Genomic DNA, 16,633 nt, shown 5'->3' with positions numbered 1-16,633 from the left:
AACGCTAGGAAAGATTTTTGCAGTTCCCACTCTCCCCTAGGATCGTGATAGTCTGGCAGAAGCTTCTTCTTTGTTATTTGCGTTTTCAATGGCCACTGGGTCTCTAGCAGCACTGCTGCAACCGGATTTAATTCTTGAAAGCACCATTGAACAGTTGCACCCCAGTCTGTTGGAAAAATATCATCTGCGGGGCATGGTGCTGGATGTGGATGATACGCTCCTCCCCACGTGGGATGAAGATCTGCCGCCGAAAATTCTGGCGTGGCTACTGGAGATCAAGCATCAGATGCCGATCTGGCTAGTGAGCAATAACTTGAACCATCGCCGCATTGAACGTATTGCCCAGCAGGTGGAGTTACCCTTTTTGATGGGGGCAGGCAAGCCCTCGCGGCGTAAGATTCGTCAGGCCGTGCAAGCCATGAATTTGCCCTATGATCAGGTGGCCATGGTGGGCGATCGCCTGTTTACGGATATTCTCGTGGGCAATCGCTTGGGGATGTTCACGATCTTGGTGCAACCCGTTCTTGTCAAGCGCCTTGATGGTAAATCTTGGGTACGCAATCTGGAATTTTGGCTGGCACGACAGTTGGGAACACCGCTGGCGATCGCCCCCCCCGCTGAGAATTAGCCTTTTGCTTGTAAATAATTGACCAGTGCCCGTAACCCCAACAAATAACTATCAGCACCAAAGCCAGCAATTTGACCGATCGCCACCGGCGCAATGTAGGAATGATGGCGAAAAGTTTCCCGTTGATGAATGTTACTCAGGTGAACTTCCACAGTGGGCAGGGCAACCGCAGCAATCGCATCTCGTAGAGCTACGCTGGTGTGGGTATAGGCTGCGGGGTTAATCAAAATGCCTTGGGCACGCCCCATTGCCTCTTGAATCGCATCTACCAAGACCCCTTCATGATTGGATTGGAGGCACTCAATGGTTACCCCTAACTCCTGCGCCAAGGCTGCCAAAGATTGGTTGATGCTCGCTAGTGTCACAACCCCATAAATCCCCGGCTCCCGTTGCCCTAACAGGTTTAGATTGGGGCCATGAAGCACCAAAATATGAAAGGCCAAGCTTAACCTAACCGTTCAAAACTGACTCAATGGTGTTGAATGCTGTCGCTCTATCGGCGATCGCGCACGGGAATCGGAATTGGCTCCAGCTCAGGGGTGGGATCGGCGCCACCTAGAAGTTCCAACAGTTTTTTTAACCACGATTTGAGGGTGTCAAGCAGGCTCTCTAGATAATCCATTGATGTCCCTACTGTATCGCTATAGAACTTGCAGATGCCCTGTGTCCTGAATAAAGACAAAAAAGGCATCGTAACTTTAAGCTAGCACAATCTTTTTGAATCGGCACCCGATCAATTTAAGACTGGTTAGGACTTCTGGAAGCCAAGGCCATGGCTGGCAGCGTAGCGATCCATAAAGCGAATAAAGCGATCCCACTCTTGGGGGCTGCGCATCGTGTAGGTGGCCTCAATGGCAACGGGCTGGCCGTTAATGAACTTGGCATTGACATCACGGGTAACAATTTCGCCTTCTTCGTCCACCATATACATCCCCGTGATCTCCAAATTGCCCTCTTGGACGATTTTCGGGTTATCAAAGTAAAACATGGCTTGACCACTGCTGCCATCCCGTGCCCGCGTCAAACGCACATCGGGAACCACTTCTTCATCAACGCCACGGATAAATTGAATTTCTGCCATTGCACCAATACTTCAAGCAATACTTCTAGGATACCTGTATCGGGAACAACTTAAAGCAAGAAATCGCGCCGCAGGCTGTAGATCACCCATTCGGGTTGCTCCAGATGGGGTAAGACCCCTGCTTTGGGGATCACGTGAAACTGTTGCAGGCGATCGCGGGCGGTGGCATAGAGTCGCTGACCTAGAGAAAGGGGCGTGAGCTTGGCCTTTTCTCCCCAGAGGATCACGGTGGAGATCGTTAACTGGGGTAAATACTGGCTGAGATCAAAGGAGAGATTTCCCTTCAGGGTGGCCAGAGCTGCCCATTCGGCATTGGGACGACAGGCAGAGTGGAGGTACGCTTCTACGGTTTCTTCTTTAAGCCGCTGGGGGTCGGCAAAAATAAACTGGCTCAGGAAGTTGCGCACTGCCAAGGGGTTAGCAGCAGCAACGGTGTAAATGAGGCGATCGAGGATCGGTACCCTCAGCAGGGCATTGGCGATCGCCTGTCCTTGATCTTCACCAAAGTCATTGAATCCACTGGGGCAGACCAGACACAAACGCTCAAAAAGATGGGGTTGCTGAATCGCCAAGCGCACCACAATGCCCGCCGTTAGGGAGGAGGCAACCACCGGCACAGGGGAACCCAGCATCCGCAACAGTTCAGCAATCATTAGCCAGTAATCACTAGTGCTGTAGTCGCGGGCAGGGTGATCCGACTCCCCCCAACCAATCAGATCCGGGGCAATAACGCGGTAGCGAGCCGCAAAGGCAGGATACACCTGCGACCACTCGTAGTGGCTAGACCCACCCCCCAAGCTGTGGAGAAAGACCAGGGGAGGGCGAGATTGCACCTGACCCCAGTAGCGATCGCTGGGGGTGTAATAGACCATACGGCCACTGCTGGTGCTAAAGCTCTGCTGGACAAACGTGGGCGGACAAAAGGCCATGCTACTTCAGAGGACGAATCAGGTAACCACAGCGATGTTCACCATCCACAAGCCAATGGGTGCGCTCCACAGCACAATCCCCAAGGGCGATCGCAAACATCTCTAACTCATGATTACAGACGGTGGGAAAAGACTGGGCAACGGCGGAAATTGCACAATTGTATTCCGTAAAGAGATAGGCACCTTGAGGCTCACTTACGGGGTAAAACTCTGCCATATACCCTTCCTGTCGCCGCAGGGCCACCAGTCGTGCCAAGCGTTCCGCCAACGTACCGCTTCCCATTTGCTCGCGATAGGCCAATGCCTTGCGCTGCCAAGCTGCCTGCAATACGTCCTGCATCTGCTCGGGGCCTAGGGTTGCTGCTACGGATTCCAAGAGTTCAACGGCAAAGCCCTTTGTCTGACTCGACTGTTGCCGCAGTTGCAGTTGCCGTAGTTCCTCTCGTCCCGCCTCGCTAATCGTGTAACGGTATTGGGGACGCCCCACCGTACCCGACAGGACTTCATAGGTCACTAGTTGCTCCGCCTCTAGATCCTTGAGGTGCCGCCGCACCGCTTGCGGACTAATCGCCAGTTGTGCCGCCAACTCCTGGGCACTGAGGTGACCGTCGCGGAGAAGGCAGTGTAAGATGTCCTGTTTAGTATCTGATGTGAGCGTCACGCAACGCCCCCTTGACTAAAACAACCGTTTTGTTGCTAAATTAGTCCTAGAGATAAAGCAACCATCTTGTTGCTTAATATACTCTAAATTTTGGCCATTCCTTCACCCAAGAGAACACTCGATGTCGGCAACGGTACAATCCCTCGTCAATCAGCCCTATAAATACGGCTTTGTCACCCAAATTGAGACGGAAACCATTCCCCGAGGTCTCAACGAGGACATTATCCGCCTCATCTCTGCCAAAAAGAACGAGCCAGAGTTCATGCTGGAGTTTCGCCTGCGGGCCTATCGCCAATGGCTGAAGATGAGCGAACCCACATGGCCACGGGTGAGCTATCCCCCCATCAACTACCAAGACATTGTCTATTACTCGGCTCCAAAACAAAAGGAAAAGCTGAAGAGCTTGGATGAAGTGGATCCCGTCCTGCTGGAAACCTTTGAGAAACTGGGGATTCCCCTTTCAGAGCAAAAGCGGCTGAGCAATGTGGCCGTAGATGCCATTTTCGATAGCGTGTCAGTGGCTACCACATTCCGTGAGGAGTTGGCCAAGCAGGGGATCATTTTCTGCTCCATTTCTGAAGCGCTCCACGAATATCCCGAGTTGGTGCAGAAATACTTGGGCAGCGTTGTCCCCATTGGCGATAACTTCTATGCTGCTTTGAACTCCGCCGTCTTTTCCGATGGCTCTTTTGTCTATATTCCCAAGAACACCCGCTGTCCGATGGAGCTATCCACCTATTTCCGCATTAACAATGGGGAGTCGGGGCAGTTTGAGCGCACGCTGATTATTGCTGATGAGGGCAGCTATGTGAGCTACCTTGAAGGCTGTACTGCTCCCATGTTCGATACCAATCAACTCCACGCAGCAGTCGTAGAACTGGTGGCCCTTGACAATGCCGAAATCAAATACTCCACGGTGCAAAACTGGTACGCTGGCGATGAAAACGGCAAGGGGGGCATCTATAACTTTGTGACCAAGCGTGGACTCTGCCTTGGCCGCAACTCCAAAATTTCTTGGACACAGGTGGAAACAGGTTCAGCCATTACTTGGAAGTACCCCAGTTGTGTCTTGGTGGGGGATAATTCCGTGGGTGAATTCTACTCCGTTGCCCTCACCAATCATTACCAGCAGGCGGACACGGGCACCAAGATGATCCACATTGGTAAGAATACCCGCAGCACGATTGTCTCCAAGGGGATCTCAGCAGGGCACTCCCAAAATAGCTATCGCGGCTTGGTGAAAATTGGGCCGAAGGCCACGGGAGCACGCAACTATTCCCAATGCGATTCGATGCTCATTGGTGATACGGCAGCCGCCAATACCTTCCCCTATATTCAGGTGCAAAACCCCACGGCACAGGTGGAGCATGAGGCCTCAACCTCAAAAATTGGTGAGGATCAACTTTTCTACTTTGCCCAGCGGGGCATTTCTACCGAAGATGCGGTCTCAATGATGATTAGTGGCTTCTGTCGCGATGTCTTTAACCAGTTGCCGATGGAATTCGCGGTCGAGGCCGATCGCCTGCTGAGCCTGAAGCTAGAAGGCAGTGTTGGCTAGGTGAATCTTTAAGCCGTTGTTCTCGGTGGCTAGGATGCTTGGGAATCTTAGCCATTTTTTTTTGCAACAGACGTGGCCGATCATGTCCCTGGAAACAGGCGCCACACTTTGATGGTGCTGTCTTCACTGGCGGAGATCAGTTGATCCTGACCAAAGACGACACTGTACACCGCGCCCGAGTGTCCCTTGAGGTTACGTAATGGCTGACCAGAGAGGGACCAAAGTTTGACGGTTTGATCGCCGTGACCACTGGCAATGGTGCTGCCATCGGGACTCACCGCCACACTAAAGACTTGCCCACCTTCGGTGCCAAACTGATGCTGAAGTTCTCCTGTGGCCAAGTTCCAGACTTTGATCCCGTCTTTGTCGCTGCCGCTCACTAGTTGGCTGTTGTCGGGAGTGAAGGCGAGGCTGTTGACATCGCTGGTGTGTCCTTCGAGGGTGCGCAGGAGGCGGCGCGAGGGCAAATCCCAAATGCGGATCAGCTTATCCACTCCGCCAGTGGCTAAAAAACGCCCATCGCGACTAATGGCAACGCTGAGCATGATGCCCTCATTGCCTTTTAGGGTAGTGATTTCCTGACGGCTAGGGAGATCCCACAGTTTGACGGTGTGATCATAGCTGGCACTGGCAAGGGTGCGGCCATCGGGACTAAGAGCTAAGCCATTTACAAAATCTTGGTGGCCAGTGAGGGTGGCTTGGAGCTGGCGATCGCTCACACCCCAGAGTTTGATGGTTTTGTCTTTGCTGCCGCTAATTACGGTTTGACCATCGGGCGTGATCACAAGGGCGTAGATCCAATCGGTGTGACCGGTGGCTTGTCCGAGGGCAGTTCCCGTAGCCAAATTCCAAAAATACAGCTTGCGATCGTCGCCACCACTGACGAGTAAATTGCCATCGGGACTAAGGGCGATCGCGTTCACTTCATCTTGATGGCCGCGCAGCGTCGTAGCGAGGGCAATTTTTTGCCACTTGGAGGTGGTTTCTGTAGGGGAGCCACCATTCTGATCGGGGGAGGGCGTCCAGCGTTGACTGAGTTGCCAATAGGCCAGTGCTGCGACCAAGCCGCTGATGACAAGCGTGCTCAAAAGAAGTCGCAGATCAGAACTGCCTTTGTTCCTCATCCGTCCCGTACCCCAATAGCTTGCGAAAGGGCTGTACTCTACATTAACAATAAAGGCTGTGGTGCGTTTTTGCGTACGACTTGTACGACTTGTGTTGGGCAACCCTATGGGATGGTCATCAATGAATACAACACCCCTTCGCGACTATGAGCGCACGGTTCATTTTGCTGACACGGATGCCGCTGGGGTAGTTTACTTTGCTAATCTGCTGCGGTTTTGCCATGAGGCCTATGAGGATGTCCTTGCCCAGTTGGGGGTGGATCTGCGGCAATTTTTTAGCAACAATGGCCTGATTGTGCCGATTACGGAGGCGCAGGTGCGTTGTCTTCAGCCCCTCTACTGTGGCGATCGCCTGCGGGTGACCATTGACCCCCAAAGACTGGATCACAGCCGTTTTCAACTCACCTATACGCTCTACAATGCGGGGGGCGATCGCGTGGCCATTGCCCAGACACAACACATTTGCCTGCAAGAACGCCAACGGGTCGCCATCCCTGAACCTTTGAGCCGCTGGCTAAAGTCCGCACTAGAGGAAACCAGCGATCGCGAGGATTAGGGGGATAATAGGAAAGATGTTGCGTCATAGCTCACTGCAAGAATGACCCAAACCTTTCGTGTTGAGATCCTGCACCAAGGACAAACCTACACGTTTGAAGCCAGTGCCGATAAACCCATCCTGCGATCGGCCACCGCTGCTGGCATTGATCTCCCCAGTTCCTGTAATGCGGGAGTGTGCACTACCTGTGCCGCCCAAATTCAAGAGGGTACCGTTGATCACGGCGATGCCATGGGGCTGAGTCCCGAACTGCGGGAAAAAGGTTATGTGCTCCTCTGTGTGGCTCGCCCCTGTTCAGATCTCAAACTCATCTCTGAAAAAGAGGAAGAGGTCTATAACTTCCAATTTGGTCAATTCCAGAAAGCGTAGGCCTATGGAGGAGTCCCCCCTGCCCGATGAGCCTCTGAGTCGTACGCAGGTCTTAGTGGCCATGGCGTTGACGGCCATCCTGTGGCTGATTTTGGCGCGGGTGTGGTTATTGACCCCCTTTTCCGCGGGACTTCTGCCGCTGCGCTGGGATGGTTGGGCAGTGGTTTTAGGGATTGTCCTCTGCTTAGGAATTACGGGGATGGGGGCTATTTTGTATCGGCTCTGGCCCGCCTACCGCCATGCGTCGGATACCTACCTGAAACTGGTACTTTCACCGCTGCTGTGGCCTGATTTATTTTGGATTGGCATTCTGCCTGGCCTCAGTGAAGAGCTGCTCTTTCGCGGGGTGCTCCTACCAAGCTTGGGTCTCAACTGGGCAGGGATTATCGGTAGCTCGGTGTGCTTTGGTATTTTGCACGCTGGATCGCGGCAGCAGTGGCCCTATGCCCTGTGGGCAACCATTGTGGGCGGGCTGTTTGCCTATAGTGCCGTCGCAATGAATAATTTACTCCTAGCGATCGTCGCCCATACCTGTACTAATTGGCTGGCGGCTACGCTTTGGAAAGTCTCCTTTTTGCGATCGTCTCCCCATCAACCCTAGCGCTGGTGCCCCAGCACCCGAAAGACCTCCTGTTGCTCAAAGAGTTCAACGAGATCGGGATTAATCTTAAATTCCTTGGCCTCCTGCCACAGAATCTCTAGGGCCGCATCCACGGGTAGGCTCTTTTTGTAGGGGCGATCCTTGGCCGTCAGGGCATCGTAAATATCGGCGATCGCCAGCATCTGGGTTTGCAAAGGAATCTCCGCCGCCCCAATACCTCGCGGGTAGCCACTGCCATTCAATCGCTCATGGTGACCATAGGCAATGATCGGCACATTTTTTAGGTGGGGTGTCCAGGGAATGCGAGAGAGAAATTGGTAGGTATAGGTCACGTGGGCTTCAATGAGCCGCCGCTCCTGTTGGGTAAGATTCCCTCGCCGCACCAAGAGTTGCTCGAGTTCGCTGGCCGTAATCAGGGGATGGAGTTCGCCATCAGTCCCGCGATAATAAAACTGGGTTAATTCCTGAAGGCGGGCAAGGGGCTCTTCATCAAGAATTTGCGGCTCATTGGCCTGCTCGAGCAACTGCCAATAGACTTCGAGGGTGAGCAATTGTTGGCGGAGTTCCTGATCGAGGTGCCGTAAAAAGGCGCAGTGGTGACAGGCCTGTTCTGGGCTATGAACCGTGTGGGGATGGCACAGGAGATAGTTCACCTTGGCTTGAGCCGTTTCCATTTCTAGGGTGCGGCGCACAAGGGCAAACCGTTGGCGAATCACCTCCAGTTGCTCAGGGAAAAATTTCTTTTGCTTGTTGAGAATGGCTTCAGGGACGGCCACCTTACCAAAATCATGGAGCAGCGCTGCATAGCGAATCTCTTGCAGTTGGCGATCGCTAAAGGAGACTTCCCGAAAGACCCCCCTTGAGGTTGCATGGGTGATCTCCGCTAGGCGTACTGTCAGTGCTGCCACCCGTTCCGAATGTCCCGCCGTGGTGGGATCCCGCACCTCAATTGCTTGTACTGAGGCGGTGACAAAGCCCTCAAAGAGCTGTTCAATACTTTCTAGGAGATGGTTGCGCTCAATAATCACAGCCGCCTGACTGGCCAGCGATCGCACAATGTGTTCTTCCCAAGGGCTATAGGGTTGGGTGAGAGCCACAGTGGTTTCTGGCGTCAGCCGCGCGTCGGGCGATCGCTTGCGGTTAATCAGTTGCAGAACGCCAATCACCTCACCACTGACATTTTGCATCGGCACCACCAGCACCGAGCAGGTTCGATAGCGCAGGGCTTCATCAAAAGAACGATTGAATTGGTACAGCTCGTTTCCCGCTAGGGCATACACATCGGGAATATTCAGGGATTCCCCCGTGAGGGCGGCATAGCCCACCAAGCTATCAGGGGTGAGGGGGACTGTAGTGTCCTGTACCTGCTCAGGGAGAGCAACACTATCATTTTGAGCCGCCTTAAATTCCAGAACTGCCCGTTCGCCCTGAACTAGAAAAATTGTGCCGGCATCGCTAGCGGTAATTTGGCGACTTTTCGTGAGAATGAGATGCAGTAGTTCCTCTAGGGATTGGCTCGCGGAAAGGGCAATGCCAATTTCCAGAAGCTGATCAACAAGCGTTTCGGCACTCGATCCAAGCACCGCTCGTTCAAGGGGACTGACAATCATCGCAAAAGACCCGTGAGGAATGCGCCCATTATAGATGCGTTGCAAGCATGGGGTTGTGATCTAATTGCGGTGGTTGTTGTGGTAAGGAATGCGTGCCCCTGCCCAAGCCAACTTCTCCCGTAGCGTTTGATAGAAAGAGTAGTGATCCCGCAGGAGGATAAAGCGTGCCTGACAATCGGCCATCGTCACCTGTACCCGCTGTCCCGGCCAGATGGAGGTGGCCAGTACGCCATCCATCCACAGTTTAGTATTGAGGCTGTGATCGTCCAACGGCCAAATGCTCACTGACGAGCGTGCAGGCAAGACAATGGGGCGACTCGAAAGACTCAAGGGGCAAATCGGCGTCACCACAAGCGCTTCCATCCCCGGATGCAAAATGGGGCCATTGGCGGCGACCGTATAGCAGGTGGAGCCGGTGGGGGTGGCCACCAGCAACCCATCCCCCTGGTACTGATCCACCACATCGCCATCAATTTCCATTTCGAGGATGGCGGTGATCATGCGATCGGCAGATGCCGGCTTAATGCACATTTCATTCAGAGCATAGTAGCGATCGCCCACCACTTCAGGATGCAATTTTGATCCCTCAAACACTTGGGCTTGCAGCATCATTCGCTGTTGCATGGCATACTCATCCCGCTCAAGGCGATCCCAAACCGCCTCCATATCGCGAAACAGCTCTAATGGTTCCGTCAAAAACCCCAAATGCCCCCCCACATTGACCGCCAGAATCGGAACCCCCGCCGCAGCCAGATGCCGTGCCGCCGCCAAGGAAGTGCCATCTCCCCCCAGAACAACGGCCAGATCTATCGGCTCTGTTACCGAGGCCATAAAGACGGGGTAGGGGTTGTCCTTAGGTCCACTCGGCCCCACAAGCACATTGGCGCCACGCTGTTGCAGTTGACGGGAGGCGCGATCCGCCCATTCCTTGCTCTGGCGATCGCCGGCCTTGTGCACCACAATGACTTGGTTGAGCTGCATGGGGTTACTGGTTCTCTAGATCCTGCATTCCCTTGGCAATCCGTGCCAACTCCGTTTTTTCATCCACCGCAATACGGGTTGGGGTACCGCTGATAATCCCTTCAAAGTTACGGAACGAATCGCGGATCTCGGCGCCCTTTTCTGTGATGACATACTCGCGAATGCCCTTGTCGTGCCACGAACCCCGCATCTTAAAGACGTTAATTGCCCGCGACATTTCACCGCGAATTTCCACATACTGCAGCAGCAAAATCGTATCTGTGATTGTAGAAATATGGGACTCGGTAATGGAGTTAGAGCCCATAAACTGATCGGTCGTATTGGTGAAAAAGCCGGTGATCTCCTCTTGCTTGGCAAATCCAGTGACCCCAATCACAAACTGCCGGAAGGCATTGTTGCTTACCCCCCGCGCCAAAGCAGAAAGGGAGTCAATGGCCACCCGTGAGGGCTTAAAGTCCGCAATCTCGGATTTAATAATCTGTAGGTGATCCTCTAGCCCTGCTGACTCAGGGTAGGCACAAATAATCCGCAACAGATCTCGCCGTTCTAGCTCCTCAAAATCAATTCCCCAAGAGGAGGCATTGCGAGACAACTGGGCTCTTGACTCTTCATAGGCAAACAGCAAGGCGCGTTCTCCCTGCTGGCATCCTGTCTCCAAGAACTTGCTCACCAACAGGGTCTTGCCCGTACCCGTTGCCCCCGTGGCCAAAATAATGGAATCCTTGAAGAAGCCACCCCCACACATCTCGTCGAGGGTCTTGACCCCCGAAGACACCCGCACATTGGAGGAGCGCTGGGTAAGACGCATGGCTCCCAAGGGGAAGATATTGATGCCATTGTTGATCGTGAAGGGATATTCCCCCTTCATATGGGTGGTGCCCCGCAGCTTGAGAATTTCCACAGTGCGCCGCCGCCGTTCCCCCTCAAGCACATTGCGTAAAATCACCACGTTATCGGAGACAAATTCCTCCACCCCAAAACGCGCCACTGGCCCATATTCATCTACCCGCTCGGTGGTCATAATGGTGGTCACGCCCAGTTGCTTCAGACGAAACGCCAAGCGGAAAATTTCCCGCCGCACCACTGAGGCGGCATCGTACTGCTGAAAAACAGCTGTTACGGAGTCAATGGAAACCCGTGTTGCTTTGTATTTGCGAATTGCGTACTGAATGCGCTCAATCAGAGCAGATAAGTCAAAATCCCCAGCTACCTCCTGACCATCGGGATCTGGGGAAGCATCGAGGATAAAGAGCTTGCCTTGATCAATGAGGCTTTGCAGATTCCAGCCAAAGCTCAGGGCATTTTTAATAATGTCTTGAGGCGACTCTTCAAATGTAACAAATATACCTGGCTCATTAAAAATCGTAATGCCGTTGTAGAGAAACTGAACTGCAAAAAGGGTCTTCCCTGTGCCGGAGGTGCCACTCACCAAAGTGGTGCGTCCTTGGGGCAGTCCCCCATGGCTGATGTCGTCAAATCCCTCAATCATTGTCGGGATTTTCTTGACTTCCGCAGGCGATTGCTCAGTTGTACTGAACTGACTTTCAGGTAGGTTCGTCATAGAAGATGTTGAGATCAGTATGCTGCCAAAAATTCCAAAAGGTTATTCTAAACTGAGATACTCTAACCACTGCGCCTATTCCAAACTGAGATCGTCATCCGCTGGCTCACCAATTTCTTCATACAGCAAGTCCAAGCCAATGAGCACCTTCTCTCGGTTGGACAGATCACCGATGATGCGACGTACAGGCGGCGGCAAGACTTTGGCAAGGGTTGGGGTCGCTAAAATTTTATCCTCCTCCGCCAGTTGCGGATTTTTTAGGACATCAATGACTTTGAGGGCATAAACCCCCTTAAATTCCTTTTCAAGAATATTATTGAGGGTTTTCAGAGCCCGCACGGAGTTGGGGGTGTTGCCGGCCACGTAGAGTTTGAGAACGTAAGTTTTCCGCAGTGGGGTCATGGGCGCTACACCTCACGCGGAATTGAGCGACGGTACATTTCGCACAAATGGGCAATGACATCAATGAGGGTCAGGCGATAATCGAGCAAAATGTCCTCACTGCGGCCTTCCAGTTTGAGTTGCTTAGAAAAATTATCCATGAGTTCAACGTGAATCTCTAGGACTTGGGAAACGGAAATATCTGCGAAGAATGCTTTGCTAACAAATTCATCAATACGCTCATTAACTTTGGAATTACTGCTGAAGTACTCCAGAACAATGGTACGATAAATTGAGCGCAACTCATCGAGGAGCTTGCGCTTGTCGGCAGCGGACATCCGCCGAAAGAAAAAGGCGGTATCGCGCTTATAATACACCCCAAGGTAGCCTAGGCGCTCCTTTAATTTTTGGGACAAACGGTGCTGGGGGTCAAGGTTGCCACTGTCCTTGAGGGTCGGCATGCGGAACATGACGTGGGGGGGCACCGCACACCCCGGACACAACTTGATAAATCCGGTGATGGCCTCCTCAATAGACTGATTCAGGGAATGCAGATTATCGGTGCTAAGAATGATTTCAGCAATGTGATAGTGGGGGCCTAGGGGAAGTGGCGACAGGTCAGCCGGGAAGATAATAATTGCCGGCAGGAGGGTGGCGCTGTGGTGCAGGTAGGTAATGATTTGCGGAGTCCCCTCTCCCCATTCTAAAATTAAACAAGCGATGCTATTTCGCCGCTGCTCTACATAGCTGCAAAACTCTCTCTCGGTCGAAAAGTAAACAAGTTCATCAATGTCGGAGTTGTGCAAACGAACTAGTTCTTGGCCAATAGCGGGCGAGTAAACTAAGCCACAGATTGTTAGTGCGGTTGACTGCGCCACGTGCTTTCAGAACTTGAGTTTGCATCTGATAGCATCCTATCACTTTCTCGCTGGTGGTGGCAGTGTTTTCTGGAGGAGTGTTGCCATTTCATTACAAGCTTAGGACCAACAGCCCTGCTCACAAGGACAGAACACACTCAAGAATGGCAAAGCCGGCGTAAAACGGCATCCTACTTCATTATTTGATGTATCCCCCGTTGCAAAAAAGGGCTGTATCCATGAATTCCCTCTCCCTAGCCAGCTTTACTGAACCTGCAATGACGGTGGGGGCAGGTTTGTCTCTCAGCGAGGTGTGCCAGCGTTGGCAAGAAACCCTCCCAGAGACGATCGTCATTGTGGATGAGGGGCAAAAACCCTTGGGAGTGGTGCAGGGCTGGCGGTTGGCCTTGAGTTTGGAGCGGGAAGGGACGTTAGCCGACTTGGCGGTGGGGAGTGTGACGGCTTCTTGGCGATCGCCCGTGATGGTGGTACCCGCAACGTGGACACTATTGCAGTTTCAGGGGTGGTTGCGCAGCCAAGTCCAGATGCCAGCCTATATTGCGGTTGTGGATGCACAGGGTTGTTTTTTGGGACTGCTGGATCAGCAACGCTTGCTCTATCGCTGGGCGTGCCAGCCCCCTTTGCCTTGGCTGGAGGTGATTGAAGAATTGCCTTTGCCGGTACAAATTCAAAACGCCCAAGGGAGAGTCGTTTGGCAAAATCGCGCTTGGTCAGAACACTTAACTGATTTCTTGCCACTGGTGCAGCCTAAATTTGAAGGCATGAATTGTCAGGCACTAGAGGCGCGATCGCGTAGCGCGCCCTTCGGGCGATCGCTCTGGCAGGTGTGTTCGTTTCCCTTGAATTTAACGTCGTTGGACTGGGAGAAGGCAGAAAGCGGTGTCGCGGTGGCGAGCGATCGCTATTGGTTATTTTTTGCCCAACGGCGGCAGGAGTCAGATCCGACGACCCCCACCCGCTTGCACCAACTGCGCCTCCATCAGCAAAAGCGCCTCCTCCTGAGCTTGGGGCATGAACTCAAAAATCCCCTAACGGCGATTCTCAGCCTCACCCAACTTTTGTGGCAGCACCCTCTACCAGAGCAACAGGACTACCTTGCCCTGATCCAGCGTAGCGGTTGGCAAATGAATCGCCTCATTCAGGCGTGGCAGGACCACACCCGTGCCCTTTGGCGAGAGTTGGAATTGCAATGGGAAACCGTAGAATTGGCGGGTTTGTGGTTGCGATCGCAGGAGTTGGCGGAGCATCTTTACCATCTAACCCCGCCGGGTTGGCAGTGGCAGTGGCACATTGATCAGCCCTTGAGCCATGTGTACCTCTACGGCGATGCTCTGCGGCTACGGCAGATTCTTGCCCATCTCTTGGGGTGGCTGATGCTCTTTCCCAGCGATCGCTATGGACTACGCCTGAGTCGCTGGCAAAATTGGCTGGCGCTGCAACTGTGGGAAGAGGGACATGGCATTCCCCTCAAGGATCACGATCGCCTGCTGCACGAATGCCTCGAGGACTACGCCGAAGTCACCATGGGGCTGATGCTCGCCCGCCAACTCTGTCGTCTCCACAATGGTGAGCTTTCCTTTATTGCCCAAGCTGACGACTCCAGTGAGTGGACAGTACTACTGCCCTTTGCTGAGGAACTTCCCCCTGAATTACCCACTACGGCTCAATTGATCCTTTTGGTCAGTAATGATGCCACGTGGATCATGGACACGACTTCCGCATTGCAGCGCAGTCACTACGGCTATGTGGTCGCTCGCCATCCCCTTGAAGCGCTGGATAAGCTGGAGCAACTGCAACCCACGGCCATTGTTGTCCGCCCCGCCAGTAGTCTCATTTTGGCTGATGTGGTTGAGAGTCTGGCCACCAGCCCCTTCACGGCCACTGTTCCGTTGATCATCCTCTCCGATGAAGCCACTCCCTTGGGCTTGACCGGTTTTGTGCAACGGCTGCCCTTGAGTAGTCATCCCAGCCTGCTGATTGATGTCCTCGATCGCTGGTGTTTCCCGCGATTGGCTGCTCCAGTCGAAGAATCGACTTTTGAGCGTCCCCTCCTCAATCAAACGGTACTCCGCCTCGGCCTCCTCCATGACATTAGCCTGCCCCACCTGCGGCTCCTCGAAGCAGAAGACCTCGAACAGGCCGATCTCTTGGTGGAGATTTGGCAACCCGATGTTCTGATTTGGGATTTGCCCGCTGACGAGGTCGCCGATCTGGAGAATCATCCCAAACTGCGAAAACTCCCCATGATTACCTTGGCCGAAGATAGCAGCCGAGCCATTCATCAATTGGGGGATGTCATGGTCTTTCCCTGCCTCAACCTTGCGGACTTAATGGATGTGGTGCTCCTTGCCGCGACGGTGAAAGCTCAAAGCTGACTCAGCACTGTCCGCGCTGCCGCAATGGTGCGCTCAATATCCGCCTCTGTATGGGCAAGGGAAGTAAAGCCCGCTTCAAACTGGGATGGCGCAAGGTAAATCCCCTGCTCCAACATACCCCGGTGGAAGGCCGCAAACTTTTTCAAATCGGACTGCTTGGCTTGCTCATAGTTCGTCACCGGACCAGCGGTGAAAAAGAGACCAAACATGCCACTGATGTGCCCACCACACACCTCATGGCCAAATTCCCGTGCGGCCTCTAACAGTCCTTGGATCAGCTTGCCTGTGATCCGATCCAGCTGCTCATAGCTACCGGGGCGGCTGAGAATTTCCAAGGTTTTAATGCCCGCTGTCATTGCCAAGGGATTGCCAGAGAGGGTACCCGCTTGATACACCGGTCCTGCCGGCGCCACCATCTTCATAATGTCAGCGCGACCGCCATAGGCACCCACCGGTAGGCCACCGCCAATCACTTTTCCGAGGGTGGTGAGGTCTGGTGTCACACCAAATTTTTCCTGAGCACCACCATAGGCGATGCGAAAGCCGGTCATGACTTCATCAAAGACCAAGAGGGCACCGTACTGTTTTGTCAGCTCCCGCAGCCCTTCGAGAAAGCCGGCATCTGGCGGAATAAAACCCGCATTGCCGACCACAGGTTCAAGGATCACCCCCGCAATGTCATCGGGATACTGTTCAAAGAGGCGACTGACCGCTTCGAGATCGTTGTAGGGTGCGGTTAATGTGGCGGCGGTGGTTGCTTTCGGCACGCCGGGAGAATCGGGTAAACCCAATGTAGCGACTCCTGACCCTGCTTTGACCAAGAACATATCGGCATGACCGTGGTAGCAGCCTTCAAACTTGATCACCTTTTCCCGCTGGGTATAGGCACGCATGAGCCGCAGCACTGCCATACAGGCTTCGGTGCCAGAATTCACAAAGCGCACCATCTCGACACTAGGGACAGCGGCAATCACCATTTCCGCCAAGATATTCTCAAGCACGCAGGGGGCGCCAAAGCTGGTTCCCTTTTCAAGGGCGGCATGGAGAGCATCAATGACTTCGGGATGGGCATGGCCGACGATCGCGGGTCCCCAAGACCCCACATAGTCAATGTATTGGTTGCCGTCTACATCCCAAATGTGGGCACCCTTGACGTGATCAAAGACAATGGGCTGGCCGCCGACGGACTTGAAGGCACGCACAGGTGAACTGACGCCACCGGGCATGAGTTTTTGGGCAGCGGCAAAAATTTCTTGGGATTTTGTGGTTTGAAAAACGGTCGTGGTCAACGTCAACTCCCTCAAGCATTGGCGTGCTCACAGTATTATAGGCAATTCTTC

18 protein-coding genes are annotated in these 16,633 nt (G+C 53.5%); 6 read left to right on the top strand and 12 right to left on the bottom strand.

Annotation, left to right across the window (positions count from 1 at the left end; all coding sequences use genetic code 11):
- Nucleotides 1–88: 88 nt before the first annotated feature.
- Nucleotides 89–628 (top strand): YqeG family HAD IIIA-type phosphatase, encoded by a 540-nt coding sequence (locus tag RHH27_RS09720; RefSeq protein ID WP_206199971.1) that lies wholly within the window; start codon nt 89–91, stop codon nt 626–628.
- Here RHH27_RS09720 and aroQ read toward each other — a convergent pair.
- The 5 genes from aroQ to sufR form a co-directional block, all read right to left on the bottom strand.
- Nucleotides 625–1,071 carry a type II 3-dehydroquinate dehydratase gene (gene aroQ, locus RHH27_RS09715; RefSeq protein WP_190278250.1) on the bottom strand — a complete coding sequence of 149 codons (447 nt, stop codon included), beginning with the start codon at nt 1,069–1,071 and terminating at the stop codon, nt 625–627. The genes RHH27_RS09720 and aroQ overlap by 4 nt on opposite strands.
- Nucleotides 1,072–1,121: 50 nt before the next feature.
- A complete protein-coding gene (locus tag RHH27_RS09710; RefSeq protein ID WP_255451719.1) occupies nt 1,122–1,250 on the bottom strand; it encodes a hypothetical protein in 129 nt (42 codons plus the stop codon).
- A gap of 126 nt (nt 1,251–1,376) precedes the next feature.
- A complete protein-coding gene (psb28, locus tag RHH27_RS09705) occupies nt 1,377–1,709 on the bottom strand; it encodes a photosystem II reaction center protein Psb28 (RefSeq protein WP_149818920.1) in 333 nt (110 codons plus the stop codon).
- Between the two features lie 50 nt (nt 1,710–1,759).
- A complete protein-coding gene (locus RHH27_RS09700; protein WP_302678169.1) occupies nt 1,760–2,638 on the bottom strand; it encodes an alpha/beta fold hydrolase in 879 nt (292 codons plus the stop codon).
- A 1-nt stretch (nt 2,639) separates the two neighbouring features.
- Nucleotides 2,640–3,299, bottom strand: coding sequence for an iron-sulfur cluster biosynthesis transcriptional regulator SufR (gene sufR / locus RHH27_RS09695; protein ID WP_149818916.1), 660 nt, complete (start codon nt 3,297–3,299; stop codon nt 2,640–2,642).
- Between the two features lie 121 nt (nt 3,300–3,420).
- On the opposite strand from sufR, the gene sufB reads away from it, so the two are divergent.
- A complete protein-coding gene (gene sufB, locus RHH27_RS09690) occupies nt 3,421–4,857 on the top strand; it encodes a Fe-S cluster assembly protein SufB (protein ID WP_206199969.1) in 1,437 nt (478 codons plus the stop codon).
- Between the two features lie 80 nt (nt 4,858–4,937).
- Here sufB and RHH27_RS09685 read toward each other — a convergent pair whose 3' ends face one another.
- Nucleotides 4,938–5,945, bottom strand: a complete 1,008-nt coding sequence (locus tag RHH27_RS09685) for a WD40 repeat domain-containing protein (RefSeq protein WP_302677765.1) — start codon at nt 5,943–5,945, stop codon at nt 4,938–4,940.
- 157 nt (nt 5,946–6,102) lie between these two features.
- On the opposite strand from RHH27_RS09685, the gene RHH27_RS09680 reads away from it, so the two are divergent.
- From RHH27_RS09680 to RHH27_RS09670, 3 genes are read left to right on the top strand one after another with little or no spacing between them, the layout of a single operon-like run.
- Nucleotides 6,103–6,537 carry a thioesterase family protein gene (locus RHH27_RS09680; RefSeq protein WP_302678168.1) on the top strand — a complete coding sequence of 145 codons (435 nt, stop codon included), beginning with the start codon at nt 6,103–6,105 and terminating at the stop codon, nt 6,535–6,537.
- Between the two features lie 42 nt (nt 6,538–6,579).
- Entirely contained in the window at nt 6,580–6,906 is a 327-nt protein-coding gene (locus tag RHH27_RS09675) for a 2Fe-2S iron-sulfur cluster-binding protein (protein WP_149818908.1), read from the top strand.
- A gap of 4 nt (nt 6,907–6,910) precedes the next feature.
- Complete coding sequence (locus tag RHH27_RS09670) at nt 6,911–7,507, top strand: CPBP family intramembrane glutamic endopeptidase (protein WP_206199966.1); 597 nt, start codon at nt 6,911–6,913, stop codon at nt 7,505–7,507.
- On the opposite strand, the gene RHH27_RS09665 is transcribed toward RHH27_RS09670, so the two are convergent.
- The 5 genes from RHH27_RS09665 to RHH27_RS09645 all read right to left on the bottom strand — a co-directional run bounded on the left by RHH27_RS09665 (nt 7,504) and on the right by RHH27_RS09645 (nt 12,918).
- Nucleotides 7,504–9,117: an HD family phosphohydrolase gene (locus RHH27_RS09665; protein ID WP_302678167.1), complete on the bottom strand. Its 1,614-nt coding sequence runs from the start codon at nt 9,115–9,117 to the stop codon at nt 7,504–7,506. The genes RHH27_RS09670 and RHH27_RS09665 overlap by 4 nt on opposite strands.
- 60 nt (nt 9,118–9,177) lie before the next feature.
- On the bottom strand, nt 9,178–10,098 hold the full coding sequence (locus RHH27_RS09660; RefSeq protein WP_206199964.1) for an NAD(+) kinase: 921 nt from the start codon (nt 10,096–10,098) through the stop codon (nt 9,178–9,180).
- A gap of 4 nt (nt 10,099–10,102) precedes the next feature.
- Nucleotides 10,103–11,659: a circadian clock protein KaiC gene (kaiC, locus tag RHH27_RS09655; protein ID WP_302678166.1), complete on the bottom strand. Its 1,557-nt coding sequence runs from the start codon at nt 11,657–11,659 to the stop codon at nt 10,103–10,105.
- A gap of 75 nt (nt 11,660–11,734) precedes the next feature.
- Nucleotides 11,735–12,061, bottom strand: a complete 327-nt coding sequence (kaiB, locus tag RHH27_RS09650; RefSeq protein ID WP_302678165.1) for a circadian clock protein KaiB — start codon at nt 12,059–12,061, stop codon at nt 11,735–11,737.
- A 5-nt stretch (nt 12,062–12,066) separates the two neighbouring features.
- Nucleotides 12,067–12,918 carry a circadian clock protein KaiA gene (locus RHH27_RS09645; protein ID WP_302678164.1) on the bottom strand — a complete coding sequence of 284 codons (852 nt, stop codon included), beginning with the start codon at nt 12,916–12,918 and terminating at the stop codon, nt 12,067–12,069.
- Nucleotides 12,919–13,136: 218 nt separating this feature from the next.
- On the opposite strand from RHH27_RS09645, the gene RHH27_RS09640 reads away from it, so the two are divergent.
- Nucleotides 13,137–15,293: a HAMP domain-containing sensor histidine kinase gene (locus RHH27_RS09640; RefSeq protein ID WP_206199960.1), complete on the top strand. Its 2,157-nt coding sequence runs from the start codon at nt 13,137–13,139 to the stop codon at nt 15,291–15,293.
- Here the strand turns inward: RHH27_RS09640 and hemL are convergent.
- The gene (gene hemL, locus RHH27_RS09635; RefSeq protein ID WP_315862931.1) at nt 15,284–16,519 is read right to left on the bottom strand and encodes a glutamate-1-semialdehyde 2,1-aminomutase; all 1,236 of its coding nucleotides are present in this window, start codon (nt 16,517–16,519) and stop codon (nt 15,284–15,286) included. The genes RHH27_RS09640 and hemL overlap by 10 nt on opposite strands.
- Nucleotides 16,520–16,633 lie beyond the last annotated feature (114 nt).

This window comes from Thermosynechococcus sp. PP555, assembly GCF_031583225.1.
Taxonomy (GTDB): domain Bacteria; phylum Cyanobacteriota; class Cyanobacteriia; order Thermosynechococcales; family Thermosynechococcaceae; genus Thermosynechococcus.
The sequence above is the reverse complement of the archived record's forward strand: the minus strand, read 5'-3'. Positions and strand labels throughout refer to the sequence as shown.

Excerpts from the sequence above, each read along its gene's own strand:
- RHH27_RS09720 (WP_206199971.1), top strand. The coding sequence starts at position 89 with ATGGCCACTGGGTCTCTAGCAGCACTGCTGCAACCGGATTTAATTCTT.
- RHH27_RS09710 (WP_255451719.1), bottom strand. The coding sequence starts at position 1,250 with ATGGATTATCTAGAGAGCCTGCTTGACACCCTCAAATCGTGGTTAAAA.
- psb28 (WP_149818920.1), bottom strand. The coding sequence starts at position 1,709 with ATGGCAGAAATTCAATTTATCCGTGGCGTTGATGAAGAAGTGGTTCCC.
- RHH27_RS09700 (WP_302678169.1), bottom strand. The coding sequence starts at position 2,638 with ATGGCCTTTTGTCCGCCCACGTTTGTCCAGCAGAGCTTTAGCACCAGC.
- sufB (WP_206199969.1), top strand. The coding sequence starts at position 3,421 with ATGTCGGCAACGGTACAATCCCTCGTCAATCAGCCCTATAAATACGGC.
- RHH27_RS09680 (WP_302678168.1), top strand. The coding sequence starts at position 6,103 with ATGAATACAACACCCCTTCGCGACTATGAGCGCACGGTTCATTTTGCT.
- RHH27_RS09675 (WP_149818908.1), top strand. The coding sequence starts at position 6,580 with ATGACCCAAACCTTTCGTGTTGAGATCCTGCACCAAGGACAAACCTAC.
- RHH27_RS09670 (WP_206199966.1), top strand. The coding sequence starts at position 6,911 with ATGGAGGAGTCCCCCCTGCCCGATGAGCCTCTGAGTCGTACGCAGGTC.
- RHH27_RS09665 (WP_302678167.1), bottom strand. The coding sequence starts at position 9,117 with ATGATTGTCAGTCCCCTTGAACGAGCGGTGCTTGGATCGAGTGCCGAA.
- RHH27_RS09660 (WP_206199964.1), bottom strand. The coding sequence starts at position 10,098 with ATGCAGCTCAACCAAGTCATTGTGGTGCACAAGGCCGGCGATCGCCAG.
- kaiC (WP_302678166.1), bottom strand. The coding sequence starts at position 11,659 with ATGACGAACCTACCTGAAAGTCAGTTCAGTACAACTGAGCAATCGCCT.
- kaiB (WP_302678165.1), bottom strand. The coding sequence starts at position 12,061 with ATGACCCCACTGCGGAAAACTTACGTTCTCAAACTCTACGTGGCCGGC.
- RHH27_RS09640 (WP_206199960.1), top strand. The coding sequence starts at position 13,137 with ATGAATTCCCTCTCCCTAGCCAGCTTTACTGAACCTGCAATGACGGTG.
- hemL (WP_315862931.1), bottom strand. The coding sequence starts at position 16,519 with ATGCCCGGTGGCGTCAGTTCACCTGTGCGTGCCTTCAAGTCCGTCGGC.